Source organism: Psychrobacter sp. M17(2026) (genome assembly GCF_055699815.1).
This window is the reverse complement of record NZ_CM146741.1, coordinates 2,105,020-2,131,163: the sequence shown is the minus strand read 5'-3', so window position 1 is coordinate 2,131,163 and position 26,144 is coordinate 2,105,020. Positions and strand designations below refer to the sequence as shown.

Here is a 26,144-nt window from a genome sequence, read left to right as displayed (position 1 = left end):
TGTCTTACTACCGTTCAAACTCACCATGTATTAAAAAGTAAATAGCTTGCTGTACGACGTTTTTATCGATCAACATGCCAGTATGAGTGACAGGCAGGATAATGTGATCAGAGGCGCTATCAAGTTTAGTCTCTGAGATATAGACCGTGCCATCATGAGCGAGCTTTTCTAAGGGTGTCTCTACGTCCGCTTTGCGCAATTTTCGATTATGATAGGCTAGGATAGGTTGTCCCAAACCCTGCGCTTTATTACCAGCTATAACGCCAAGCTCAATACCTTTTGGCAGCGGTGCAACCGTACCATCTAAAGCTTGCTCATACGATTTGCCTACAATAGCAGGGAGTAGCTGCCAAATATAATCACCACTAACGCTACCGTTATGCGGTGTACCCAAGGTTACGCAGCGACCAACTTTCCACTCAGGATAATGCGCTATAAAGTCACGAATAATTAGCCCACCTAAACTATGCCCGATAAGATCAAAGGGCTTTGCAGGGTTGTGATTGACTTTAAGCCAAGCGTTTAAACGCTGACTATTTACTTTAATACCATCGCGCATACTGCGGTAACTAAATTGATGAGTAGCAAAGCCTTGGGTTTGTAAGCACTTTGCCATTGGACGCATAATGAAGGGCGCTTGATGAAGACCATGAATAAGAATAACGAGGTTTTTTTGGCTCATATTACCATCCAGAAAAGTTATTGAACGTTCTAATTTAATGAACGCTTTTATTATCGTGCCATAGGTTGGGTTTTTAACACAGCGTTTTTGCCTATGTTAACTATTACATTATAGCTTATTGTTTAGTTTGTAAGCTGTTTTTCAGTATTTGAAGAAACGGTTTTGCATAGCTTTTTGCTGGGCTAAAGCCGCAGCCTACAACAACCAAAATTTACTATTGCTATAAGTATTTAGTGCAATGCTGGATGGCTATTTCATAAGTAAAATAAAACCTCCAAATCAGTGACTGACTTGGAGGTTTTTATGATTAAGGAAGGCTGACTTATCAACCTTCAATGCCGTACTACATATAGTTTTCGATACTTGGGCATGAGCACATTAGGTTCTTATCACCATAAGCATCATCGACACGGGCAACGCTTGGCCAAAACTTATTATTACGTATATAAGGGAGTGGGAACGCTGCCGTATCACGGCTATAAGGATGTGACCACTCACCATCAGTAATCATAGCAGCCGTATGCGGTGCGTTGACTAATGGGTTGTCCTCCAAGGTCCAGCCATCATCGCCAGCTTTGGCTTTCATAGCTTCTGCATGGATAGCGATCAGCGCATCGATAAAGCGATCTAGCTCTTCTTTAGATTCAGACTCAGTCGGCTCAATCATAAGCGTACCTGATACTGGGAAGCTCATCGTTGGTGAATGGAAGCCATAATCCATCAAGCGTTTAGCGATATCACTTTCAGTAATGCCTGTTTCTTCTTTGAGTGGGCGAATATCGATGATACATTCGTGCGCGACGCGGCCGTTTTTGCCAGCATAAAGAATCGGATAGACGCTCTTTAGCTTGTCCGCTACATAGTTAGCATTGAGTAGTGCCAAATTAGTCGCTTTTAATAAGCCATCACGACCCATCATTGCAATATACATCCATGAAATCGGTAGAATACTTGCTGAACCATAAGGCGCTGCTGATACCGCTGAGTTGCCTCTTTGAGCATTATGCACAGGTATCAACGTATGATCCGCCATAAATGGTGCCAAATGCGCTTGCATACCGATAGGACCCATACCTGGTCCACCGCCGCCATGAGGAATACAGAAGGTTTTATGCAAGTTCATGTGCAGTACGTCAGCACCAACGTCAGCAGGCTGCATGATAGCGACCTGAGCATTCATGTTGGCGCCATCCATATAGACTTGACCGCCATGACTATGAATAAGGTCACAAATCTTACGAATACCTTCTTCAAATACACCATGCGTCGAGGGATAAGTGATCATCAAGGCACCAAGATTGGCGCTGTGCTCTTCAGCCTTAGCGGTTAAGTCATCAATATCGACGTTACCGTTATCATCTGTTCTAACGACAACGACTTTCATGCCCATCATAATGGCGGTCGCAGGGTTGGTGCCGTGGGCTGACTGCGGAATCAAACAGACATCACGATTAGTCTCATCACGTGACTCATGATAACGACGAATGGCTAATAGACCAGCATATTCACCAGAAGCCCCTGAGTTTGGCTGCATAGAAACGTCATCAAAACCAGTGATGGCTTTGAGCTGCTCCTGCAAGCTATCAATCATCTCAATGTAACCACTGACTTGATCTAAAGGCGCAAACGGATGAACGTTGGCAAATTCAGGCCAAGTAATCGGTAGCATCTCGCTAGTGGCGTTGAGCTTCATCGTACAGCTACCCAATGAAATCATACTACGGTTCATAGCCAAATCTTTATCTTCTAAAGACTTAAGATAGCGTAGCATTTCATGTTCGGTATGGTGCGAGTTAAATACGGGATGGGTCAAGATATCATCCGTACGTAAATGCTCCGCATCTAAAGAAACGGTTGCTGTCTCAGGTAAGTTATGTGACTTGTTAACGAATAGCTGAGTCAAGACATTGAAGTCTTGTTGATCGCTGGTTTCACTAAAGGCGACGCCTAATTTGGTCTCATCAAGACGCCATAAGTTATAGCCAACATTGTCCGCATTTTCAAAGATTTGGGTGGCAAGCTTTTCAGAGCCACAATCAACAACGACAGTGTCAAAGAACTGCTCATGCACGACACTGAGTTGGTTATCGCCTTTAGCCGTAGTAATGACATCGGCGAAAGCCGTCGCGAAGGCATGGATACGAGTGGCGATGCGCTTCACGCCAGTAGGGCCATGATAGACGGCATACATACCAGCTAAGTTAGCTAACAATACTTGTGAGGTACAGATGTTTGAGTTGGCTTTTTCGCGGCGGATATGCTGCTCACGAGTTTGTAGTGCCATACGTAGTGCCGTATTGCCTTGCGCGTCTTTTGACACCCCAATGATACGACCAGGCGCTGAGCGCTTAGCTTTATCAGAAAAAGCAAAATAGGCGGCGTGTGGACCACCGTAACCCATAGGAATACCAAAGCGCTGCGTGCTACCTAGAGCCACATCAGCACCCATATCGGCAGGGGACTTGAGCAATACTAAGCTCATAATGTCACTAGCAACCGCAACGTAAGTTTTGTTTTGTTTGACAGCGCTGATAACGTCGGTTAAATCTTTGACATCACCCTCGCGACCAACATATTGGAAAAACGCCCCAAAATAATCGCCAGATTTAGCCAATTCAAAATCACCAACAACGATTTCAAAACCGAAATATTTGGCGCGAGTACGCATGACATCCAAGGTTTGTGGATAGACGCGGTCATCAACGAAGTACTGAGTTGATTTGCTTTTGCTCATACGTTTTGACATCGCCATCGCTTCGGCAGCGGCAGTCGCTTCATCAAGTAGTGAGGCACCAGCAAGCTCAAGACCAGACAGATCAATACAAACTTGTTGGAAGTTAAGCAAAGCTTCCAAGCGACCTTGAGCGATTTCAGCTTGATACGGTGTATAAGCGGTGTACCAGCCTGGGTTTTCTAATACGTTACGTTGAATAACCGCTGGCATGCGTACAGGCGAGTAGCCTTGACCGATATAGCTTTTATTAACGGTAACTTTATCCGCCATTTTGCGTAGTTTGGCAAGGGCGGCGTGCTCACTCATAGCCAATGGCAAATCTAACTCTTTATGCAAACGAACAGGCTCTGGCACGGTATCATCGATAAAAGCCGACATTTCTTTATAGCCGATGGCGCTAAGTAGATCCGCTTGTTTGTTGTCGTTTGAGCCTAAGTGACGATAGACAAATTCTGACTCATTAAATAAACCTTCAAAAGTATCAAAGGTAGGGCTGTAAGAGCTGGTCATAATAATCCTTGTTAGCTTCTATAAAGCAAGCTGAAGATATAATAAGAATAAATAAAAAGGGTTCAAGCTGAATAATATCAGCCTAAAAAGCAACTTTTAATACTAAACATAATGCACAAACTGCTGTTGATTAAAGCGAAACTGAGAATGGTAAACACCATTATCAGCACGTTCGCCGGCACCAATCATCATCACTATATGATGATCATCGCTTAAGTTTAATAAGCGCTTCATCGCAGGTTCATCGAAACCGCCCATCGGGCAGCTATCAAAACCATGAGCGCGTAATGCAAGCATTAAGTTTTGGGCGCCCAAAGCGGTGTTATTAGTCGCCCAGTTTTTGACATCATCAAAGGTATAATAAGGCGATTTTATTGGCCCTTTGACCCGTCTAACCACTTGCGTAGCGCTCCATTTGGCAACCGATAGTGCGTTTACTGGTCCCCGTAAAAAGTCTAAGGTCACAACTTTAGTGTAGTAATCTTTGACTTTTTTGGGTACAGGGTTCGTAGGGTATTCACGCAACACTTGCTGTGCGTGTTCATGCCAAGTATCTGTACGAGCGACGACAGCGATCAAACGTGCTGCGGTTTTCGCAGCGTTCTGATTCATACAGTTTTTAACAGCCAGCTTACGCTTCTCTACGCTATCTATCACATAGAATTCCCACGGCTGTAGGTTACTTGAGTTTGGCGCGAGCATAGCTAGACGTAGACAATCTGCCAACACCGCATCAGGAATCGGAGTATCAGTAAAGCGGCGCACTGAACGACGTGACTCGACTACTTGCTGAAAGGCTTGCAGTTGCGGGGTATGATTAGGGGTTGCCATATCGTTGCCGTTTATATCAGCAGCAATATGGTCATGACTAGTATCAGCTGGTTTCATAAGTGACTCCAGAACAAGATAACGTTAGATGACAGCGAGTGAGGGTTGTAAATGATGGCAGATACTAACTGACGCTAATATCTGCAACTAGCTATTTGGTTAAGTTTGAATTGGCTTATAAAGCTTATAATTCGTTTTCGTACTCTTCAGCGCTAAGTAGTGCTTCATAGTCTGCCATGTTGTCAGGCTTCATTCTAAAGAACCACCCTTCGCCATAAGGATCAGAGTTGATGATTTCAGGATCATCTTCTAGCGCTTCGTTAATAGCAACGACTTCACCTGAGATTGGCGCATAAACATCAGAGGCCGCTTTTACTGATTCGACCACCGAGATCTCATCATCAACAGCGATAGTATCGCCTACATCTGGTAATTCAACGAATACCACATCACCTAGTAAGTCTTGTGCATGGTCAGTGATACCAACGGTAATAGTGCCGTCGTCTTCTAAACGTAACCATTCGTGGCTAGCGATGTACTTTAATTCTGCTGGGACGTTGCTCATAAAAGACTCCTTGGAGGATTATTAAAATAAAAATGATTAATCATATTCTATGACTAACCCACTTACTTAGTCAAAACGTTAACTCAAGATTTTGATCAATTATCAATAAAACGAAAACTAGTCAAATTGCTTTTTGCCATTACGTACAAAAGGCAGCTTTAGAACACGTACGTCTACGAATTTACCTTTACCACGCAAGTCAATTTGCACGCTATCATCTTCTGATAAGCTCATAGGAACACGGGCAATAGCGATAGAATTTTTTAGACTTGGAGAAAAAGTACCACTAGTAATAATACCCGTTTGCTCGTTATCCGTGCCTTGATTGATGGTCACTGCCATGCCTTCACGGATGACACCACGAGTCGTCAATAGTAAGCCAACTTGCTTCATAGCAGTGTTGTCTTCTTTAGCTTGCTTACGCTTACTGACTAAGGCTTCACGACCAACAAAATCACGCTCGTCTTTTAGCGCCAAGGTCCAACCCATGTTGCACTCATACGGGCTGATGGTCTCATCCATATCATGACCGTATAGGTTCATGCCCGCTTCCATACGTAGAGTATCACGAGCGCCAAGGCCAGCAGGGGTAATGCCAGCTGCTTTTAATTGTTCGAAAAAGGCAGGCGCGTCATCGGCATGCATGATAACTTCGACGCCATCTTCACCAGTATAGCCAGTACGCGCTACGAACCAATCCTGTCCTTCGATATCCGTGAGATCAGCACCAACAAAAGGCGTTATACGCGCTAAAGTATCCGCCCAAGCAGGCTTAGCTTGCGCCAGTTTTTCAACCGCATTAGGGCCTTGAACCGCAAGCATAGCCAGCTCAGTACGCTCAGTAAGGCTGACATCAAAACCTTCAGCAACCTTGTGGAACTGTGCAATGTCTTTATCACGAGTTGCTGCGTTTGAGACGATACGATAAGCCGTTTGCGCCTCGTTTGATAAATAAACAATTAAGTCATCGATGACGCCACCTTGCTCGTTGAGCATAGGCGAGTAGAGCGCTTTGCCCACTAGCTTTAATTTATCAACATCATTGGCCAGCAGTTTTTGTAACCATGCTTTGGCATCTGCGCCTGTAACATCGACGATGACCATATGAGAGACGTCAAACATACCCGCGTCAGTACGAACCGCTTCGTGTTCTTCGATTTGTGAGCCGTAATTGATTGGCAGCTCCCAACCAGAAAAGTCTACTAATTTGCCATTGCTATCGACATGAGACTGATAAAAAGGAGTGCGCTGAGGGGCGTGAGTTGCAGAGCTTTGAGAAGGGGTATCGGTCATAACGAATCCTTATATATACATAACATCAATGCGCTCTATAAAAGTCGCAAAACTGATATGTTAAAGTAATGAGAAGCAATAGGGCTAGGCGTCAGTGCTAAGCTTTATCGCTACCAAGAGTGTCATAAAATAAAGCCGTCAGTCAACAAAACGCTGAACGTCTCGTTGAACTATAGCCCTATCTGTCCTGTGACCTGAGATTTTCAACACGAACTATCCTAACAATATATCAGATATACGTCGGATATCGCGTTTTCTCCCCTTCGGTGGGTAAGGCATTGATTAAAATCATCCTTACCGCTCTCCAGATTTGTTATGCCGTTGTATTTATGATGACAGCTTAAAAATAAAAACTGCAAATAAATATTAGTGACATGCGTTTTTCAGTCCGTTTACCTGAGCGATTGGCAGGGTAGATGCGCCTTCGGTGGTTTTGCAGCGTATTCTGACAATATATATAATAAATATTGCGCTTTGCCGCAAAACACTCTCCTGAGAAACGCTATTATTATGAAAGGTTCACCGGCCTTTTACAAGTCACTAAATAGATTAAAAGTAACAACTGCTATAAAAAGTTAGTTTTATGGCTAATTTATGGCTACTTAGATTTATAGTGGCATAGTATTTACAACATAATAGTGCTCAGGCGTCAAAGTATAGATAAAATCATGTACTGACTTTTGCCTATTAATCTATCTGTATTACTTGCAAAAAATTTGTGTCCGATGCCCAACGTATGAACGGTTAAGGTAAAAGCGATAATGCTACTCATACGTCATACATAATGTCACTACTGATATAAAAGAGATTTATGCTAGGCTAGCAACCATTACCTATACATTGCTCAAATTCCATTCTTATAGAGGTCTATTCTATGCATTGTGATATTTATAAATTCCCTAAGCATGATGATATGTATGTTTATATTGCTCGTCCAGATTATCCTAATGATACTGACGAGATCAAAGATTGGCTAAGCGTGTTGCCAAAAGACTTTCGGGCCGGTTTGGGTGTTAGTAAGTTTGTGATGCATTTAGACCTAGACGCTACCCCAAAGCTGGCGCGAGTCGATAAAGAGGAAGTATTAGCAAAATTGCAGTCGCAAGGCTACTTTGTACAGCTGCCACCGCAAGACGTTATGCGTAAACAAGCTGAGATGCGTGCTCGCGAGGCTCAAGATAATATTTATGATTAGTATTGTCACTGCTATTGTCATAAGGATGAGTTATTGATGGTTAGCTACTGACAGTTAGTTGCTGATAAAGCTTATCTTGATAGGTAGTTAATGTTTAACATGGTCTATAAAGTCGTGATAAACTAGCGCTTATTAGAGTGTACAACTTTTTCATTAAAGCATAATTCAGGTAGCTAAATCGTCATGGACTTTTTTAGAAGTATCTTACAAAGCTTACCACTTGAGGGGCTAAGCGACATTCTCGGTGAGATTGTTATTTGGTGGAGCCAGATGGTGAGTGGTGTACCCGCTGATGATCTGCCTATGTATGCTTATCTTGGCTTCTCTATCATCGTATTGATACTTTGGCTATTAGTCGCTCGGGTAATACCGCGTCCACTCGGTGGTATGAGCTGGATGGTGCTATTTGCGGTACTGCTTGCACCAGGCACGGCACTGAGTGATCCGAGCACTATTGCACCTGCTAGCATCAGTGTCGTTTATGCGGTTATGATGAAAGATACTGCAGGCGCAGTAGCTAATGCGATACCAATACTAGTCGTATTAGTTGCAGGACTGTTCATCGGTTTTGTTTGGCAATTGATCCGCGGGGCCTTTGAGTCAAGCTTAGATAAAGCGCGCCAACATGCTTCTGCTGATACTATCGCGAACATGCAGCTGGCGGGCGGTAACTATTTAGCAAAAGACATGGTAGCAACAGATGAGCCAATACCGACCTCAGTACCAGCCAAAGATAAAGAGCTGTTGCCCTTTGCCATGCTCAAAAAGAATGCTGCCAAAAAATCAGCTTTTGCGCCTACAGAGTCTATAACCGCTAAAAGTGAGCCTGAATTTGAGCTTAAAGACGAGGCAGTCAGTGACATTGCGCCAACTACTCCTATTATTCCAACTGCTCCTACTATCAAAGAAGAACGTGTAGCTAGAAAGCCAGTTGAAGGTTTTTATAGTAGAAAAATGACGAAAGATATCGTAACTGTCGAAAACAACAGTGACGATGACAAGTAGTATTTTGCTGATAGTATAACTTGCTAATGATATAACTTGTTCAATGAAAAAAAGACACAGTTTCGTGTCTTTTTTTATGGGCGCTATTTGATAGGTCTTTTAAAAGTTAGTCAGTGATCATTTACTCATATCATTTATGCTATTTATAAAAGCGCAGACGCATGAGTATTTTGGCATTGTTAGATGCTGTGTGCTACTCTAAATCACTATTTATAACCCCTTTTTACGACAGCTTTGAACAACAGCCAAAACACTTAACTCTACCTAAGAAAATACTGAGATCTATACTATGTCAAAAAAAAGATTTACAGGCACTGATAGCTATATCGCCACTGATGATCTGCAGTTAGCAGTCAATGCCGCGATGACCTTGCAAAAACCACTACTTATCAAAGGTGAGCCGGGTACGGGTAAGACGTTACTGGCAGAAGAAGTTGCCGCTAGTTTGGGTATGCCATTAATTACTTGGCATATCAAATCGACGACTAAAGCTGAGCAAGGTCTGTATGAGTACGATGCGGTATCGCGGTTGCGTGATTCGCAGTTGGGCGATGATAAAGTCTATGAGATTGGTAATTATATCAAGCCCGGTAAACTATGGGATGCTTTTACTAGTAAAGAGCGTAGTGTGCTATTGATCGATGAAGTAGATAAAGCAGATATTGAGTTTCCCAATGATTTACTGCATGAGCTGGATAAAATGTCATTTTATGTCTATGAGACAGGCGAGACCATCACTGCTGAGCAGCGTCCTGTGGTTATCATTACTTCCAACAATGAAAAAGAGCTGCCTGATGCCTTTTTGCGTCGTTGTTTCTTTCACTACATTGACTTCCCTGATGAGTCAACGATGCGTCAGATTATCGATGTGCATTTTCCTAATATTCAAGAAAAATTAGTTAACGATGCGCTCGATATTTTCTACAAATTGCGTAATGTGCAAGGCCTCAAAAAGCCACCATCAACGTCTGAGCTAGTTGATTGGTTAACGTTATTGTTAGCTGACGACATGGCACAAGAAGAGCTGGAAGAAAACTTGCGCGGCGAGAAGTCAATTCCACCACTATATGGTGCATTGCTTAAGAATGAAGCCGATGTCAATCTGTTGCAGCGCTTTGCCAATATGATGCGAAGATAAAAGTAAATAAAAAAGGTGCTAAGGTGCTATGAGTTATATAGATACAATTAAGCATGAATTTGTTGGTTATTTAAATGGCTTACCGATTTACCATCCAATAGAAACTCATGCAAATGATGATATAGGCGACCATGATTTCTCATGCAGTCCTAAAAACTTAATTATTGGTGGTGGAGGTGGCGAGCATCCAGCTTTAGTTTTGCATGGATTAGGCGCACTAGCCGCTGAATACATTTTGTATGGTTTGAGTCAAATTGAGCTTTACCACGATTGTTCACCTTGGGCAGAAGAAGTGATTGATCGTTTATATGAGATGTCTTCTAAGCAAAGGGAGCCTCTTGAGTTCTGCGGTTGGAATATGAGTCATTTCAATAAATTTGTTTTAGATGCTAAAGCAAATGTCCATGCAACGCCCCTAAAAAATTCGCAAGGTGCGGAAGATTGGATAAGGCTGTCAATAGGGGAGTTTGTTCTTTATTCATTACCAGAGTTGAATCCTTATCACAAGGAAATCTATGATTTAATGGAGATAAAAGAAGGAGGGTGGCAAATCGGTTATTGGATGAAAAATGTGGTTTGCCCACCGCCAAACTATATTAAAAATAAAAAGCAATCTTTAAACGGCTCGGGCTTTAACGAGCATGGTTTTTTTCGATGGGACTATCGTTATCCACCAGAAGAATAACCATTATTTTATACAATAGTTACATTAAAAAAGAGCTAATACTACTTATGTTTATCAAACTTTTCTATACCTTGCGTAGTTACGGCGTGCCTGTCAGCACTCGCGAATTGCTCGATCTAAATGCTGCGCTTGATCAGGGTCTGATGATGCAGGCGAGTTTTGACGTTCAAAATTCAGAAAGTTCAGAGCCAGCTTTTGCCAGCCGTGAAGATATGTATCGACTTATTCGCTTGTGTATGGTAAAAGACGAACGTCATTTTGATAAGTTCGATCGGGCTATGGCGGATTATTTTGAAGGGGTTGATAGCTTAGATATCGATGAGCTGATGAATAAGTTGACCGATATTCCACAAGAGTGGCTAGATCTAAAGCTTGATCCCAACAATCTGACTGATGAGCAGCGACGCCTACTCAAAAAATACGGCTCGCTTGAGGAGTTGATGAAAGCTTTACAGGAGCGCTTAGAGGAACAAAAAGAGCGCCATCAAGGCGGTAGTAAATGGGTCGGTACGGGTGGCAGCTCACCCTTTGGTGCTCATGGTGATCACCCAGAAGGGGTGCGCGTTGGCGGTGAATCCCGTAAAGGTAGCGCGGTCAAGGTTTGGGAGCAGCGCAAATATCGTAACCTCGATGATGACAAGCAGTTGGGTACGCGGCAGATTCAGATGGCACTACGTAATCTGCGTCAGTTCGCGCGTACTGGTCAAGCAGATGAATTGGACATCAAAGAGACGGTACGCCGCACGGCCAAAAAAGGTGTGCTTGATATTCATATGCAAGCGGAGCGCCGCAATCGGGTCAAAGTGCTGATGTTATTCGATGTCGGTGGTAGTATGGATATCCATGTTGAGGCGTTAGAAAAGCTATTTTCTGCGGCTAAGAATGAGTTTAAAACACTGGACTTTTTTTATTTTCATAACTGTCTTTATGATTATGTATGGAAGGATAATAACCGTCGTCATAGCGCACCGATGCCGACCTATGAGCTATTAAATAAATATGGTCGTGAGTATCGGGTGATATTCGTTGGCGATGCGTCGATGTCGCCCTATGAGCTATTTACCGTCGGTGGTAGCGTTGAATATATGAATAATGAGGCGGGTGTGGTTTGGCTAAAGCGGGTATTATCGCACTTTGATAAAGTGGCATGGTTAAATCCAGAAGAAGCTGCGTTTTGGTCGTATACCCAAACCATTAATGAGATTCAAAAGCTATTCGATAATAAGATGTACCCAATGACTCTGCATGGCGTTGAGAATATGACGGCTTATTTGGCGCGCTAGTTGATAGTTTATTAGACTAATGATGCTTTAAAGCAACACGTCAATATTTTCGATAATCATAACTAAACCACTAATCACCATCAATAGAATTACCATCACTCTAAACTGGCGAACACTCATACCTGCCAAAAACCGTTTGCCAATGATATTACCAATCACTGCGCCTAGTCCCAACGCCAGACCATAAATCCAAAGCTGCGCGGTTAAGATGCCAAAAAAAGCATAGCTGCCTACTTGGGCGACACCTACAAAAAACGAATTAGCGGTTTTAGTGGCGATAAGATCTTCTTTTTGTAGCCCAGTATTCATATAAAAAGGATTCAATATAGGCCCAAGCCCTCCAACTAAGGTACTAATAAAAGCGGTTACAAATCCTAAAGGTATAAAGCCTATTTTTGGCATAGCAAAGGCTTTAGACACTTTGCCAAACCGATATTGAAAAACGGTAGAGACCAAGAACACGCCGACCAATAATTGAATCCATTCGGCATTCAAACGGCTAAATAATAATGCTGATAGCCAAGCGCCGACAATCGCACTTGGAGCATAGTATTTAATCAATGACCAGTCGATATCCTGCCAAAATAGATAGAGACGGGCAGGACGGCTGATAAAAGTACCTAAATTAATCACGGGAGGCGCTGCGGAAGCACCAAGCATCCAAGCTGTCACCGGAATAAGTAATAACGCACCGCCACCACCTGAAATAGTAGAAATAATAAAAGCGATCATGCCCGCTAAGAACAACCCTACCAAATGCCAAGTAGGAATAGCTTGCACAAGATCTAAAATCATAAGCATCATAAATTTTTTTAACCCTTTATATCGAGTAATGTTCTTGCACGTGCTCAATACATAGCTCATAAAAAGCCCCAGCAGCGGGCGAAACTGATTTGTTAGCCAGCTTAAATATACCAATCTGACGGGTCAATACGGGTTCAAGCAAAGGTAACCAAACTAACTCTGGCTCATTGGTTGGAAAAGCCAGCTCAGGCAAAGTGGTAATACCCAAATCGTTACGTAATAAAGAGAATAGGGATGTGATGTTCTCAACCGTATAACGCGCTTGTCGATTAAGAGCTTCAGCTGGCGTGTTCTCAAGTAGTCTACAAGTACCGTTGTAGATAAAGGGTTGAGGGGTTAATTGTTGCCATTTAAGACCTTGTTTTTTACCACTCTTTAGCGACTGAGTTAGCATATTGTCTTTTAGACAAACTACGCCGATAGGATCTGATAACAACGGCGTAAAGTCGATATCTACCTGACTCATGCTAGCACAATTACCCAGTGCTAAATCCACCTCACCTGCTAGCAGCCTATTAGCCACCCCAACAGAATTATCATCTATCAACACGATTTCGATATCGGGATATTGTTTTGAGTATTCATACAAGACATTAGGCAGTAGCTTCGTCACCAATGACGGCACGCTGGCGATTCTTATTTTACCTTTATTACCTAAAGCAGACGCTTTTAAATCCGCATCCAACACTTGATAGGCTTGCCAAAATGTCTCAATCTTAGGTAAGCAGCTTGCGCCAAATGGCGTCAAGGTTGCGCTATTGCCACTCTCAAATAATGGCTGACCTAGCGTTTTCTCCAGCTCCTTTATCGATGACGACAATGCCGCTTGCGTACGATTGGCGCGATCTGCTGCGGCGCGAAAGCCACCTTCTTCTATTACCAATAAAAAATGCTTTAACTGTTGTAGTTTCATAATAGTCAGCTTCCTTTTCATCACTACAGCTCTGATAAACATTAAAATGCTAAGTGATAAATTAAATCTATCATATTTAATATTTAATTGGTTAGATTTATCTCATTTAGTTGCGTAGCATAAGAGTTGAGCAAAAAGCCAATAGAAAAATTGATTACCTAAATATTTAAAGGATATAGCAGATGAGCAGCCACTCAACTAAGCAAGCGGTCAAAACCCAACTTTATGCTTCTAAAGCGCCCCTTGAGTGGGCAGTGACTAGTAACGGCACCCTATATACCGCGCAGATTCCTATCGATGATAAAGGTGAGGTAGTTGCAGGTGGTATCGAAGCGCAAGCACGGCAGACTCTTGATAACTTAAAGCACACGCTAGAATGTGCGGGCGCAAGCATGGATGCGGTACTACAGGTGCTGATCTATGTCACTGATCGTGAGTATCTCAAGACTGTCAATCAAATCTATGCTGAATACTTCACTGCGCCTTATCCAAATCGTGCCGCTCTTGTGATATCGGGACTAGCGCGCGAAGAGATGCTCGTTGAGCTCGTCGTCTATGCTGCGGTGCCTTAATAGCTTATTTTTTGACCTATTATTTACTAAATATAAATTTTTCCTGTTCTTTTAACTAATTTTTAATCGTTTTATTAAGGAATATCTTATGTCAGCCACCATCGCACAAACCACTCTAAAGCAAAACCCAACCCAATCACTTTATATTAACGGTGAATGGCAAGCGGGTAGCGATACCGTCACGAATATCAACCCATCCAATACTAGCGAAAGTCTTGGCGACTTTGCACAAGCAAGTACAAATCAAGTCAAAGACGCTATTGCTGCTGCCCGTCGAGCTCAACCAAAGTGGGAAGCGACGCCACTAGAGAAAAAGCAATCTATTCTACAAGCGATTGGCGATGAGATGATCGCCCGTTGCGATGAGCTGGGGACTTTATTGTCTTTAGAGGAAGGCAAGCCTTTTGCTGAAGGTCGTGGTGAGATTTACCGTGCGGGGCAGTTCTTTCATTACTACGCGGCCGAAGTATTACGTCAAATTGGCGATACTGCGGACTCTGTACGCCCTGGTGTCAAAGTCGAAGTGACCCGCGAAGCGGTCGGTGTGGTCGCTATTATCTCGCCTTGGAATTTTCCAACCGCAACCGCTGTTTGGAAAATTGCCCCAGCCTTAGCTTTTGGTAATGCTGTCATTTGGAAACCTGCGAATTTAACCCCAGCTAGTGCCGTCGCCTTAGCGGAGATTATCCATCGTCAAGGATTGCCAGAGGGTACTTTTAACTTACTCCTTGGTGGCGGCTCAACAGTCGGGGACGCGCTAATTAATTCAACAGATATTGACGCGGTCAGCTTTACGGGCTCTGTGCCGACAGGCCGTAAAGTCGCTGCGGCTACCGCGCCAAACTTTGTGCGTTGCCAGCTGGAAATGGGCAGTAAAAATGCGCTCGTTATCGCTGATGATGCCGATTTGCAAGTCGCTATTGATGCGGCTGTTGCGGGTGCGTTTGGCGGCTCTGGTCAGAAATGTACTGCTTCATCACGCTTGATTGTTATGGACAGTATTCATGATGCCTTTGTCGATGGCGTCATCGCTAAGATGAAGGCCCTAAAAGTCGGTCATGCGCTCGATGAAGGTATCTTTATGGGGCCAGTGGTTGATGATAAGCAGCTCGCGTCAAACATGGACTGGATCGAAAAAGGTAAGCAGGCGGGAGGCCATTTAGCCTTTGGTGGCGAGCGTCTAGAGATGAAACATGATGGCTATTATATGTCGCCAACCTTGTTTACTGAAACGGATAACAGCTGGGATATCAACCAAGAAGAAGTATTTGCGCCACTCGCTTGCGTCATGCGCGTGAGCAGCTTAGAAGAAGCGATTGCAATGACTAATGACACGCGCTTTGGTTTGACTGGCGGCATTATTACCCAAAGCTTACGTAATAGCGCGATGTTTAAGGAGCAAGTGCAAGCAGGCTGCGTGATGGTCAATCTAGCCACGGCTGGTACGGATTATCATGTGCCATTTGGTGGACGTAAACAGTCGAGCTTTGGCCCACGCGAGCAAGGTCAGTACGCCAAAGAGTTTTATACCATTGTGAAGACGGCTTATCAAAAAGCGTATTAGCCAATGGTTACTTATAAAAAAAGTTTAAAGGAATCAACCATGTACCAAGACCATATCGTCATTGACGGTTTGCAATATAGCAACTGGGATCGTGACTATTTTAAAATGCTACAAGCCAGTGGTATCAACGCGGTACATGCCACTTTGGTTTATCACGAGGATGCACGGCAGACGATGACCCGTTTTGCCGAGTGGAATAGCCATTTTGAGCATAACAGTGATTTGATTTTGCCTGTGTATGGCGTTAACGATATCCAGAGGGCAAAAGAGCAAGGCAAAGTCGGTATTTTCTTTGGCGCGCAAAACTGCTCACCAATCGATGACGAGATTGGCTTAATTAGTGTGATGCGTCGTTTGGGTTTGCTGATTATGCAGCTGACTTACAATAACCAAAGCTTACTGGCAACGGGTTGTTATGAGTCAAATGATAGCGGAGTGACGCGTTTTGGTCAGCAAGCAATAGCGGAGATGAATCGAGTTGGTATGATTATCGATATGTCACACAGCGCTGAGCAGTCAACGCTTGAGGCGATAGAAATATCGTCGCGGCCGATCTGTATCAGCCATGCCAATCCGACTACTGCTCATGAGGCACTACGGAACAAATCCGATACGGTCATCAGCGCCTTAACCAAGGCTGGTGGACTGTTAGGCTTTAGCCTATACCCATTCCACTTACCTAATGGTAGTGATTGTACGCTGAATGATTTTTGTAGAATGATTGCCGATTGCGCCGATAAATATGGTGTCGAGCATTTAGCGATAGGTAGTGATTTATGTCTTAATCAGCCACAGTCAGTGCTGGAGTGGATGCGTAACGGACGCTGGTCAAAAGCGATGGATTATGGCGAAGGCAATGCCAATAATTCAGGCTGGCCAGATAATTTGCCTTGGTTCGCAGGTGAAAAAGGTATGGACAACATCTACAACGGTCTGCTCAAGCACGGCTTTAATGAGGCTGATGCTGGCAAGATTATCGGTCAAAACTGGTTTGATTTCCTTGAGAGTGGCATCAAGCCTTTAGCTTAGATTTTATTTAACTTAACGCATAATCACTAAAGGAAGCCAAGCCATGGCTGATCGAAAAGGACTTACTCAAGACGAGCTAGGAGGCTCAACTGCTACTCCATTAGAGGAAAATACTGATACTTTAGGGCTTAAAAACCCCGCGTTTTGGTATAGCGGTGGTTTTATTATTGCTTTTGTGCTTATGGCGCTCTTTGCCGAAGAGCAATTAGCCGTAATCGTTAATACAGCATTTACTTGGTCAGCTAGTGTCTTTGGGCCTTTTTGGCAAATTCTACTGTTAGCGACTTTTGTTATCGCTCTAGCCGTTGGCGCTGGTCGTACAGGCCGCGTTATCTTAGGTAATCTACCTGTGCCTGAGATGGATAACTTTAAGTGGATGGCGATCTTGTTTTGTACGCTACTCGCTGGTGGTGGGGTGTTTTGGGCGGCGGCAGAACCTATCGCCCATTTTGTTTCAGCGCCACCTTTATATGGGGAGGCGCCAGATCTACAACAACGCGCTGTTAATGCCTTGTCGCAATCTTTTATGCATTGGGGGTTTTTAGCGTGGTCGATTGTCGGTAGCTTGACCGCTATCGTCGTGATGCATCTACATTATGATAAAGGCTTACCGCTCAAGCCGCGTACGCTGTTATATCCTGTATTTGGTGAGCGGGTACTCACAGGGCAGTTTGGCGCGATTGTCGATGCGTGCTGCATCGTCGCGGTAGCGGCTGGTACGATTGGGCCGATTGGGTTTTTGGGATTGCAAACCAGCTACGCCTTAAATGAGCTATTCGGTATTCCTGATACTTTTATCACCCAGCTTATTATTATCGTCTTTGCCATTGCGCTCTATACCATTTCAGCCATTAGTGGTCTTGCCCGTGGTATGCAGTTGCTAAGCCGTTTTAACGTTATTTTAGCCGTAGCGCTCATGATATTTATTCTAATATTTGGCCCGACTAGCTTTATCGTTAACGGTTATATCCAAGGTGTCGGCACGATGGTCGATAACTTCATTCCGATGGCGACTTTCCGCGGTGATGAAGGCTGGCTTGGGGGTTGGACAGTATTCTTTTGGGGCTGGTTCTTAGGTTATGGCCCGATGATGGCCATCTTTATTGCCCGTATCTCGCGCGGTCGTACGATTCGCCAGTTGATTACGACGGTTTGCATTATTGCACCATCAGTGACTTGTTTTTGGTTTACGGTAGTCGGTGGTTCAGGCTTAGCGTTTGAGATTGCCAATCCTGGTGTTGTTAGTAGCGCATTTGAAGGCTTTAATTTACCTGGTGCTTTGCTTGCCGTTACGCAGTCATTACCTTTTCCTTTGATTGTTTCAATACTATTTTTGATTTTGACCACCGTTTTTATCGTCACGACAGGTGACTCGATGACTTATACCATCAGTGTGGTGATCAGCGGTGAGCGCGAGCCAAATGCTATGATTCGTACCTTTTGGGGCGTCATGATGGGGGTAACTGCGATCGTTTTAATCTCGCTTGGTTCAGGTGGTGTGACGGCTTTGCAATCGTTTATTGTGATTACCGCAGTGCCTGTGTCCTTTATTTTACTGCCATCGTTATGGAATGGACCACAAATTGCTCAGCAAATGGCACGCGACCAAGATCTTTATCGCCCTAATCGGGTAGAGACTGAACACCGCATCGCTGAAGAAAGTTTGACAAAAACTAATACTGTTGAGTCAAAAGAATAGAGGTTTACTTTTAGTTTGAAAGCATAAAAAATAAGCTGGCATTGGTAATTTAAAAGATACCATGCTGGCTTAACCCCCTATATAAAGGAGTGGGATTGTGAATATGGTCCACGCAAACAATGAAAACGTTAACGTAGCAGCATTGCCTTTACGCCACTCCAATGTGGTTATGAATGCTGAGCGCTTAGGTGCCATGCATCAGACGCGCATTAGCTTTGTACGTACTTTACTACGTAAGATCGATAGGGAAAACTGGACACTAAGCACGCATCTTTGGAATTTAGATAGTCAAGGCTATGGACAGGTTATCTATCGGCTAACAACGCCTGAGCATATTTATAATTTAGTGGTATTCTGTAATGAGCTTGCTGATGATGAGCGTAACGATAGAGTGATAGCAGAAAAATGGGATGTCACCTTTGGGCTAGTCTACGGTGAGATTGGTCAAGAATTACTCGATAATCTAAAAGCGAACGTGCCATTACAAGAAGCCGGTCGTAACTCGAATATGGTAATGGTGCTGGCACGGGCGAATAAAAGCGTACGGGTGTTCGATCATATTGTCTCATCCTTAGCTAATGGCCGCCAACCTGATCTGGAGGTGCTAGCACAAGTCGGCTATATCCTGCGCACCACTGCCGTCTATGGTAATGGTAAGTTTGGTATCTATGACTTTAAGCCACTCGATCATAGCCAAGACTTTGATCAGTCGTTTCGAGCGCAGATGTGCGCAGTGTACTTGCTACGTGAATTTAGTCTCAACTGGGTAGATTACTTGGCTAAGCAGAAGGGCGGTGAAAAGGCTGTCGCTCTACACCCAGAGATTAAGCGCTATTTAGGCATAGGTAACGCGACGGGTCTGGGTATGGCACCGTATTTGATTAATCATCCTTGTATCGTTGATCAATGGCTGACCACGCGTGAGGAGGCATTACAATCAGTATTGGTCTGCACGATTGAGCCTATAAAGGTAGCTTATCTTGATCGCTTACTGACTCGTGCTATTCAGCATTTTACTGAGATTGTCACCATCAATGAGCAACAAGTTAAGCTAAATGCGACTGTGGTTGAAGAGCTGACCGCGCTACAAAAGGAGTTAGACGCAACCAGTAAAACCTACAAGACATGGGCGCAATTCCTACAAGCTCATGATCAATTAAGTTTTGAGAGCCAAGAAGTGATTATCTCGTGCCTAATGGAGCTTTATCCTGAGCGGGTTGATGGCTTTCAAGAAAAGGTCAATGCCGATGAAACCTTAGCGCTACCCAAGAATAAAACCGTGGCCGATTTGCGAGCGGTATTAGAGGCGCGCTACCAATGGGCGATTAACACTGACTTTAATGAGCCTGATAACCGTTATTGGTTTTGGTATCGCTCCATCGATAAAGAAGAGCCGCGCATGGGTGTACGCGGACAAGAGCAAGGGGATAATCGCGAGCTATCGTTAGATATAGCGCGGCAGGCCAATGGCTTATATTTAGCGCTACAGCAGGCAGATAGTCAGCAAATTATTTCGGAATTTATACTAACTAAACCGAAATATCGCTCCATTGCTCGGCGAGTCTGGACGATGAGCCAAAAGCAAATGGGTGATATTCAGATGAATGTGCTGCACAAAGACACGCTGCCGATTCAGCTATTACGTTGTAAGTTATCGATGTTTGGCGCGACTAAATTTGATCCAAGATCCGATCGCTGGGTACGAGTGACGCTGTTCCAAGGTGCACCACTATATAATGAGGTAGACAGTGACGAATGGCTGTTTCCCCTGTTACCAAAAATAGATGAGCTGCCGAAAGTAGATGAGCTGCCGAGGATTGATGAGACTGACACGCCAGCAGTACTGCAAGTAGAGGATTAGGACATGATTGTATCGCGTAATGAGATTATCACCACCGTATATAAAGCCTTTTCAGGGATGCATCGAGAAGTCGGCGAGGCCGATCTGATCGCTACGATGGTTGCAGAATTACAGATGGCAGGGCTAGACGGAGTGCGACAGTTTAATGGTGCCAGCCCTTATATCTTAATAGGGCGAGATATCGCTATCGATATAGTCCATCAAAGCGCAGACGAGATCGGTTTAGATCTGCATAACAGCAGTATAGTCTGTCACCTGCCCTCAATAATAGATTATGCGCTGGAAAAAATGGGTGATCTTGAGCATTACAAGATTACTTTATATAACGCTCATAACCGCTGGTTAGCCTATAGCGAATTGGTAAGCTTAGCATCAAAGGGCATTGCTTGCTTGGCGCGTTGGGATAATGGCACAGCGCCTAGACATACTTTATTCACCCTGAATCAAGGTTTCGTTTACCCTGATTTGTATTTCTTTGATAAGCCTCAGGCGGCCCATGAGAAAAAAGCTGGCGAAAAGCAAGATATTGTCATTGAATTAGCGACTTCTAACTTCGACATCGAAAATGAGATTCAGCACTTTGATCGCAAAATATCGACAGATGAGCTATTTGCCACTCATAATCGCGCGTGGAAAGAAGGTATCTATGTAGACGATGAGCAGTGGAGTATCCTCAAAAAAACCGCTATGGCCATACTGGTTGAAAACAGCGAAGTCTCTAGTAAAGGGGCAGGTGGGGTATAAGTATTTAAGGTATAATTTTGCTTTTGTATAACGAGAGATCACATTTATGATCTGGTTAAAAATGCTTATTGGCGCCTTAATGGTATTGGTTATTCAACTATTTGCCAAAACACGGTTTTTCTACCTAGCAGCTCTTGCGCCGCTATTCCCAACCTTTACCTTGATCAGCCACTTTATCGTTGGCACTCAGCGTAGCGCTGCTGACTTTAGAGTGGCATTAATATTTAGCATGTTAGGTGTCATTCCGCATCTTGTTTATACCTTGATCGTCTTCTTTAGCTTTAGTCATATTGGCCTATTTAAGGCGTTGATGTTAGGCGTGGTAGGCTGGCTAGTCGCCGCTGCTATTTTAATAGTGGTCTGGCAACAACTACAGCTATAAGCGCTTAGCAAATTGATTGAATTCACTATTAAGAAATCGTTACTTAAAGGGACTTAATTATTTAGAATAATTCTATAAAATAGCTCAGTGCCATGATCGAATGTTCAACACGCCCTAGTATAAAGCCCCTAAGCTAAAGGATAATTTTGTGAAAAGTCACAACTCGCTATTTTCTAAATTTTCTTTTTTTAAACCTAGTAAGTTATCAGCTTCAGCCATCTTAGTGGTGTTCAGCGCAACATTAGCAGCTTGCGCTCAAACGGATACTCTAGATGTGGCAGACACTTCTAAGAGGGAACCTGTATTAAGCAAAAGCTCAGTTGCGCCAATCACCCCAATTAATAATCCAGACTTGCTCAAAAACGTCTCCGCGACGGTCTACAAAGATGCCAATTGCGGCTGCTGTAAAGAATGGATAAGCCATACTGAAGACAATGGCATGAGCGCAACGGCGCATGATATTACGGACTTAGCTGAAGTTAAACAGCGTTACGGCGTACCTGATAATATGCAATCTTGTCATACTGCGGTCACCACCGATGGCTATGTATTTGAAGGTCATGTCCCTGCCAAATATATGGCGCAGTTCTTGGCCAATCCTCCTGCTCAAGCGGCAGGGCTTGCCGTTCCTGGTATGCCTATGGGTAGTCCAGGTATGGAGTCTCAACATAAGTTTGACTCGTATCAAATCATGCAAATCAATAAAGATGGTAGCAGCGAAGTCTACGCGAATATCGAGACAACTGAGCAGCAATTATAGCGCTATCCAATAGCAATAATTATTAAGACAATGCTTATTAAAATAATGATTATCAAACTGATAAATCTTTGCGGATTTATCAGTTTTTATTTAACCTATCTACATTAAAAGTAACCTATGAGCGTTAATAACATGACAATTATTAAAAAATCACATTTAAGTTTTATCACAGCCAGTATCGGCACCGCTTTGTTGATTAGTGCTTGCCAGCCTACTAACGACACGGTCGCACCAATAGAAGAGGGAGATGCCATAACCGAAACTAGCGCTGCAGATCCGCATGCCGGTCACGATATGAGTGGCGACAATATGAATATGATGCCAGCAGATGAAGCTAATATGAGCGCTATGCTCAAAGACTATACCGCCTCGATGACCATGATGCATGACGAGATGATGAAAGGCATGAGCTATAACGATCCTGATACCGCCTTTGCCCAAGGGATGCTCGGTCATCATATCGGCGCAGTCGATATGGCAAAAGTACAGCTAAAATATGGTGCAGATGCAGAAATGCTTAAGCTGGCACAAGACATCGTTGATGCGCAACAGGCTGAGATTGAGCAGATGCAAACGTGGATAGCGAGTCATCCTGATACTAGCGAACCTACTACTGATACTGAAGTGATGCAGCAAGCCTACGTGCAAGGCATGGATGCGATGCATGGGGAGATGATGCTCGGTATTGCCGATCCTAATCCTGATATGGCCTTTGCTCGTGGCATGCTACCTCATCACATTGGCGCAGTCGATATGGCAGAGGTGCAGCTAAAATATGGTAAAGATAAAGAGATGCGTAAGTTAGCACAAGCAGTTATCGATGCCCAGCAGCCAGAGATTGAGCAGATGCAAAGTTGGATTGCTCAGAATAGAGTATAACAAGTAGTTTTTATATCTCATCACAAATTTATCTAAAAAATACTTATATTAAGGTCTTGTAATTTTAGTATATTGAGATGCGCGAGTTAGTTAAGTATTTGTGTCATCTGTCGTGTTTATCATACCGTCTGTCATGAATAATGAGTGATCCCTATTACAAAAGTTTAATAAAAGACTACACTAATTATAGGTTGTTTGATTTAAATATTAACGATCAACAGAAGTCGTATAATTAGAGGAGATAGTCATGAATGATACTATTTTTGAAGGTAGTGATTTGGCACGTGATATGCTCGCTAAAGGTGCCAGTAAGATATGGTGCGCGGTATCTGATAATAGTGATGAAGAGGCTATGATGGGTCATGATGATAATGACTTTACAGCGAGGATTGTGTCTTTTCATAATGGGGTTTTTTACTGCACAGCGGGTATGGCATGGTCATTTGCTGTTCCTATTAAGATAGTCGCTCTCACAAAGAGTGAGAAAAATCTGTGCACTTATGAACCCTGTTAATATCGAACATTAGGTCACTATTGTCTTGTCACACTTACGCTAAAGCGCTTTGATACACCTGTGTAATGTCATCAAACTCGTCTGCTCGTTGTAGATGCGCTAAAGTTGTCAGCTTCATCGCGTCTTTGAATTTGCGAAGCGGCACTTTATTGATGCTGTCTCTTAAACTTAGCGGTTTATCTAATTCGAATAAATAGTATAACGCTTTACTATTAGAACGCTTGCCAGCCTGAATCTCGGTTATCGCACTTCTAGCGGTAAGAGTGATATTTTTAATAGGCCATATGCTGTTAATTTGCTTAGTATTAGTTATCTGCTCATCAGTAACAGCTAAGGCTAAATAGCCTATCTCATCAATGATGTGTTGCTTGTATTTGTCTAAAAGTGTCTTCTGTGGTAAGTGATACCACTGAGCGATACCTTGTTTGAAGTTATCAATGTAATAGTTATACATTAAATCCTTCATCCATTACTTTGTTATATAATTTATACAATATTCTACTCTGCTTCTCCGATGGTAGAACTAATTCTCCATTTGCTTGTTTTTCTAAAATAGAGATTTCCGTAAGTCTTAATCCATCGAATTCATCTTTAGCCAAATAGTCATATATATTTTTCCATGAATTTATAGAAGTTTTAATGACAAACGACTGAATTTCTATGCCATGAGTCAAATCTTGGTCTTTTTCTTCATTAACGACTCTAGATTTTTTCTCCGTCTTACTTATTAGAACATCGTTTAGATCCACATTTAAATTTAGCTCTTGCACGTTATGCCAACATGCTTCTTTTTTACACCATTGAGCTATATTTGCAGATCCATGAGGTGGCGTCGTTATACGACTATATACTGCTTTGGATAATATATTGATAGCCTTTATAAGAGTATTCGGTAGCTTCTGCTGTTCCCAAATAAGACTAAAATCTAAATATTTATCCTTAACCTTTTCAATGTAAAACGCTAAGTAAGCGATAGTATAAGTAACAGTTTGAGCTCTGTAACCACCACCATACCAATCAGAATCTGAGATCAGTTTTTCTGTTGCTTTGAAAAGTATGACTCTAGCGATAGCTCTTTTAAAGTACTCATCAGAAACAAAGTTTTCGTTCTCTTCCATGTGTATAGTCATATATTCAGCAAATGCAACAAAGCTGTACTGAGCACCTTTAGCTACAATATGAGGTTTCATCAGCCAACTATTCTCAGACTTTGATAAAAAAGTCTTATCTAAAGATTGTTTCGAAGGATTATCAATTTTAAATTGCTTTTTTTCGGAAACGCTTTTATACGCTTGCTCATTTAAATATTCGCCTCTTACACGCTCATAAAACCAAAGTGTTCTTTTTTGAGCTCCATCAATTGCTGGCGCGTAAATTCTCAAAGAACGTTTCTTAAATTCTTGATGAAAATAACTATTTGAAAAGAAATCAGATTTATTAACTTTATTTTGTGTATTCGCATATTCAGAAACTTTCTTAACAAATTCATTTTGAAACTCAGCATCTCTAACAACAGATAACTTCATTTGCACACTAATATTGGATAGTTCTATAAACTCGTTCTTACTTGTGTTTTTATGGGCTGCATATATAGCAGAGGTAGTTTGTGCACCGTTAACAATTTGTAGGTTTTCTATCTCTATTATATTATCATTTAAAATAACAACATTAGTCGCTGTTGCAGTTAAGCCGTTATTGTATGCAAAAAACATTTCTGGACTTTGTTTAATAGTATTTCTCAAGCCTTTGTTGACGTTACCTCTAAATTGAAGAAAAGTTCTAACGTTTTTTTCAAATAGCTTTTTTCCATACTTTTCATATATATCAATTATTTGCTCACCATTTAGAGCAGTCAAATAGGATTCGTATGATTCAGTTGCGCCCTTTATTTTAAGAAATGGTAGTGATGTCTCAATATTGAACCCACTGGACTCATCCTCTGAAAGATACACCTTATAGAGATATTCAATATCAATTACCCTATAGTCTATGCTAATCCCATCTACTTCCTCGGACTCAAGGTTTATTAAATTCCTTGTAGCTTTACCATCAGAAATAATTAGCATTATTATTTTATCAATTGCTTTTTTTTCATACCAATCATAGATTTCATAGGCCATTGCATGGCTTTCGTAAGCTGGTTCCATATCCTTATAAAGACCATTGACCGATTTTTCTAGAAAACTTTTTAGCCTCTTAAATTTAGTTTGAATATCATCTTTCGTGAGCGTTTTAATGTCTTCAGTTTGAAAGAATTGATTAACAATTAAATAAAGACACTTCCTTTCGCTATCGTAATCATAACCATGAACCTCCATACCAATTTTTTGATATTCTGCAACAGCATAATCACTATTTATATCCCCTGTAGCTTCAAGAGTCTCGCATACTTTTTCAAGAAATACAGCTGAGCGCATCAGGTCACGACTCTCAGCTTCTGAATATATTTCTTGTAGAAACTCGCTATGAAAGCTTTCTAGATTATGCTGCTGAATCATTAGGTAT

General features: G+C 42.6%; 24 protein-coding genes and 2 riboswitches. Of the genes, 15 read left to right on the top strand and 9 right to left on the bottom strand.

All coding sequences use genetic code 11. The annotated features are described in order from the left end of the window. Positions 1 to 7: 7 nt before the first annotated feature. From ACR63T_RS09005 to gcvT, 5 genes are all read right to left on the bottom strand, one after another. Positions 8 to 682 (bottom strand): esterase/lipase family protein, encoded by a 675-nt coding sequence (locus tag ACR63T_RS09005; protein ID WP_472783759.1) that lies wholly within the window; start codon positions 680 to 682, stop codon positions 8 to 10. Positions 683 to 1,025: 343 nt separating this feature from the next. Then, a complete protein-coding gene (gcvP, locus tag ACR63T_RS09000) occupies positions 1,026 to 3,926 on the bottom strand; it encodes an aminomethyl-transferring glycine dehydrogenase (RefSeq protein ID WP_472783758.1) in 2,901 nt (966 codons plus the stop codon). Positions 3,927 to 4,028: 102 nt separating this feature from the next. Next, positions 4,029 to 4,814 (bottom strand): nitroreductase family protein, encoded by a 786-nt coding sequence (locus ACR63T_RS08995; RefSeq protein ID WP_201569571.1) that lies wholly within the window; start codon positions 4,812 to 4,814, stop codon positions 4,029 to 4,031. A 124-nt stretch (positions 4,815 to 4,938) separates the two neighbouring features. Next, the gene (gene gcvH / locus ACR63T_RS08990) at positions 4,939 to 5,319 is read right to left on the bottom strand and encodes a glycine cleavage system protein GcvH (RefSeq protein ID WP_201569569.1); all 381 of its coding nucleotides are present in this window, start codon (positions 5,317 to 5,319) and stop codon (positions 4,939 to 4,941) included. A 117-nt stretch (positions 5,320 to 5,436) separates the two neighbouring features. Beyond that, positions 5,437 to 6,612, bottom strand: a complete 1,176-nt coding sequence (gcvT, locus tag ACR63T_RS08985) for a glycine cleavage system aminomethyltransferase GcvT (RefSeq protein WP_305898511.1) — start codon at positions 6,610 to 6,612, stop codon at positions 5,437 to 5,439. 172 nt (positions 6,613 to 6,784) lie between these two features. Next, positions 6,785 to 6,930: riboswitch (glycine riboswitch) on the bottom strand. Between the two features lie 56 nt (positions 6,931 to 6,986). Beyond that, a riboswitch (glycine riboswitch) is annotated at positions 6,987 to 7,117 on the bottom strand. A 369-nt stretch (positions 7,118 to 7,486) separates the two neighbouring features. Between gcvT and ACR63T_RS08980 the strand changes: the two genes are divergently transcribed. From ACR63T_RS08980 to ACR63T_RS08960, 5 genes are all read left to right on the top strand, one after another. Continuing rightward, positions 7,487 to 7,807: a YcgL domain-containing protein gene (locus ACR63T_RS08980; protein WP_201569565.1), complete on the top strand. Its 321-nt coding sequence runs from the start codon at positions 7,487 to 7,489 to the stop codon at positions 7,805 to 7,807. Positions 7,808 to 7,990: 183 nt separating this feature from the next. Continuing rightward, the gene (locus ACR63T_RS08975; RefSeq protein ID WP_305898510.1) at positions 7,991 to 8,812 is read left to right on the top strand and encodes a hypothetical protein; all 822 of its coding nucleotides are present in this window, start codon (positions 7,991 to 7,993) and stop codon (positions 8,810 to 8,812) included. Positions 8,813 to 9,101: 289 nt separating this feature from the next. Beyond that, positions 9,102 to 9,950: an AAA family ATPase gene (locus ACR63T_RS08970; protein ID WP_472783757.1), complete on the top strand. Its 849-nt coding sequence runs from the start codon at positions 9,102 to 9,104 to the stop codon at positions 9,948 to 9,950. A gap of 28 nt (positions 9,951 to 9,978) precedes the next feature. After that, on the top strand, positions 9,979 to 10,635 hold the full coding sequence (locus tag ACR63T_RS08965; protein ID WP_472783756.1) for a hypothetical protein: 657 nt from the start codon (positions 9,979 to 9,981) through the stop codon (positions 10,633 to 10,635). A gap of 47 nt (positions 10,636 to 10,682) precedes the next feature. Next, entirely contained in the window at positions 10,683 to 11,918 is a 1,236-nt protein-coding gene (locus tag ACR63T_RS08960; RefSeq protein ID WP_472783755.1) for a vWA domain-containing protein, read from the top strand. 27 nt (positions 11,919 to 11,945) lie between these two features. Here ACR63T_RS08960 and ACR63T_RS08955 read toward each other — a convergent pair whose 3' ends face one another. Together ACR63T_RS08955 and ACR63T_RS08950 are read right to left on the bottom strand one after the other, a co-directional pair. Continuing rightward, positions 11,946 to 12,722 carry a sulfite exporter TauE/SafE family protein gene (locus ACR63T_RS08955; protein WP_472783754.1) on the bottom strand — a complete coding sequence of 259 codons (777 nt, stop codon included), beginning with the start codon at positions 12,720 to 12,722 and terminating at the stop codon, positions 11,946 to 11,948. 16 nt (positions 12,723 to 12,738) lie between these two features. Next, the gene (locus ACR63T_RS08950) at positions 12,739 to 13,635 is read right to left on the bottom strand and encodes a LysR family transcriptional regulator (protein ID WP_305898507.1); all 897 of its coding nucleotides are present in this window, start codon (positions 13,633 to 13,635) and stop codon (positions 12,739 to 12,741) included. 182 nt (positions 13,636 to 13,817) lie between these two features. Here ACR63T_RS08950 and ACR63T_RS08945 point away from each other — a divergent pair, with 182 nt between their 5' ends. The 10 genes from ACR63T_RS08945 (at position 13,818) to ACR63T_RS08900 (ending at position 23,639) form a co-directional block, all read left to right on the top strand. Further along, on the top strand, positions 13,818 to 14,207 hold the full coding sequence (locus ACR63T_RS08945) for a RidA family protein (RefSeq protein ID WP_472783753.1): 390 nt from the start codon (positions 13,818 to 13,820) through the stop codon (positions 14,205 to 14,207). Positions 14,208 to 14,295: 88 nt separating this feature from the next. Then, positions 14,296 to 15,771, top strand: a complete 1,476-nt coding sequence (locus ACR63T_RS08940; protein WP_472783752.1) for an aldehyde dehydrogenase family protein — start codon at positions 14,296 to 14,298, stop codon at positions 15,769 to 15,771. Positions 15,772 to 15,810: 39 nt separating this feature from the next. Further along, complete coding sequence (locus tag ACR63T_RS08935; protein WP_201569553.1) at positions 15,811 to 16,800, top strand: membrane dipeptidase; 990 nt, start codon at positions 15,811 to 15,813, stop codon at positions 16,798 to 16,800. A 43-nt stretch (positions 16,801 to 16,843) separates the two neighbouring features. Beyond that, a complete protein-coding gene (locus tag ACR63T_RS08930) occupies positions 16,844 to 18,499 on the top strand; it encodes a BCCT family transporter (RefSeq protein WP_472783751.1) in 1,656 nt (551 codons plus the stop codon). Positions 18,500 to 18,602: 103 nt separating this feature from the next. Further along, positions 18,603 to 20,360, top strand: a complete 1,758-nt coding sequence (locus tag ACR63T_RS08925) for a hypothetical protein (protein WP_472785262.1) — start codon at positions 18,603 to 18,605, stop codon at positions 20,358 to 20,360. Between the two features lie 3 nt (positions 20,361 to 20,363). Further along, positions 20,364 to 21,104 (top strand): DUF3726 domain-containing protein, encoded by a 741-nt coding sequence (locus tag ACR63T_RS08920; RefSeq protein WP_472783750.1) that lies wholly within the window; start codon positions 20,364 to 20,366, stop codon positions 21,102 to 21,104. 46 nt (positions 21,105 to 21,150) lie between these two features. Further along, the gene (locus tag ACR63T_RS08915) at positions 21,151 to 21,486 is read left to right on the top strand and encodes a GlpM family protein (RefSeq protein ID WP_201569547.1); all 336 of its coding nucleotides are present in this window, start codon (positions 21,151 to 21,153) and stop codon (positions 21,484 to 21,486) included. 148 nt (positions 21,487 to 21,634) lie between these two features. Beyond that, the gene (locus tag ACR63T_RS08910; RefSeq protein WP_472783749.1) at positions 21,635 to 22,246 is read left to right on the top strand and encodes a DUF411 domain-containing protein; all 612 of its coding nucleotides are present in this window, start codon (positions 21,635 to 21,637) and stop codon (positions 22,244 to 22,246) included. A 132-nt stretch (positions 22,247 to 22,378) separates the two neighbouring features. Further along, positions 22,379 to 23,125, top strand: a complete 747-nt coding sequence (gene copM / locus ACR63T_RS08905; RefSeq protein ID WP_472783748.1) for a CopM family metallochaperone — start codon at positions 22,379 to 22,381, stop codon at positions 23,123 to 23,125. Between the two features lie 247 nt (positions 23,126 to 23,372). Next, a complete protein-coding gene (locus tag ACR63T_RS08900; protein ID WP_472783747.1) occupies positions 23,373 to 23,639 on the top strand; it encodes a hypothetical protein in 267 nt (88 codons plus the stop codon). Between the two features lie 34 nt (positions 23,640 to 23,673). Here the strand turns inward: ACR63T_RS08900 and ACR63T_RS08895 are convergent, their stop codons facing one another. Continuing rightward, the gene (locus tag ACR63T_RS08895; protein ID WP_472783746.1) at positions 23,674 to 24,093 is read right to left on the bottom strand and encodes a hypothetical protein; all 420 of its coding nucleotides are present in this window, start codon (positions 24,091 to 24,093) and stop codon (positions 23,674 to 23,676) included. Then, the gene (locus ACR63T_RS08890) at positions 24,086 to 26,137 is read right to left on the bottom strand and encodes an AIPR family protein (protein ID WP_472783745.1); all 2,052 of its coding nucleotides are present in this window, start codon (positions 26,135 to 26,137) and stop codon (positions 24,086 to 24,088) included. The genes ACR63T_RS08895 and ACR63T_RS08890 overlap by 8 nt, the downstream gene beginning before the upstream one ends. Positions 26,138 to 26,144 lie beyond the last annotated feature (7 nt).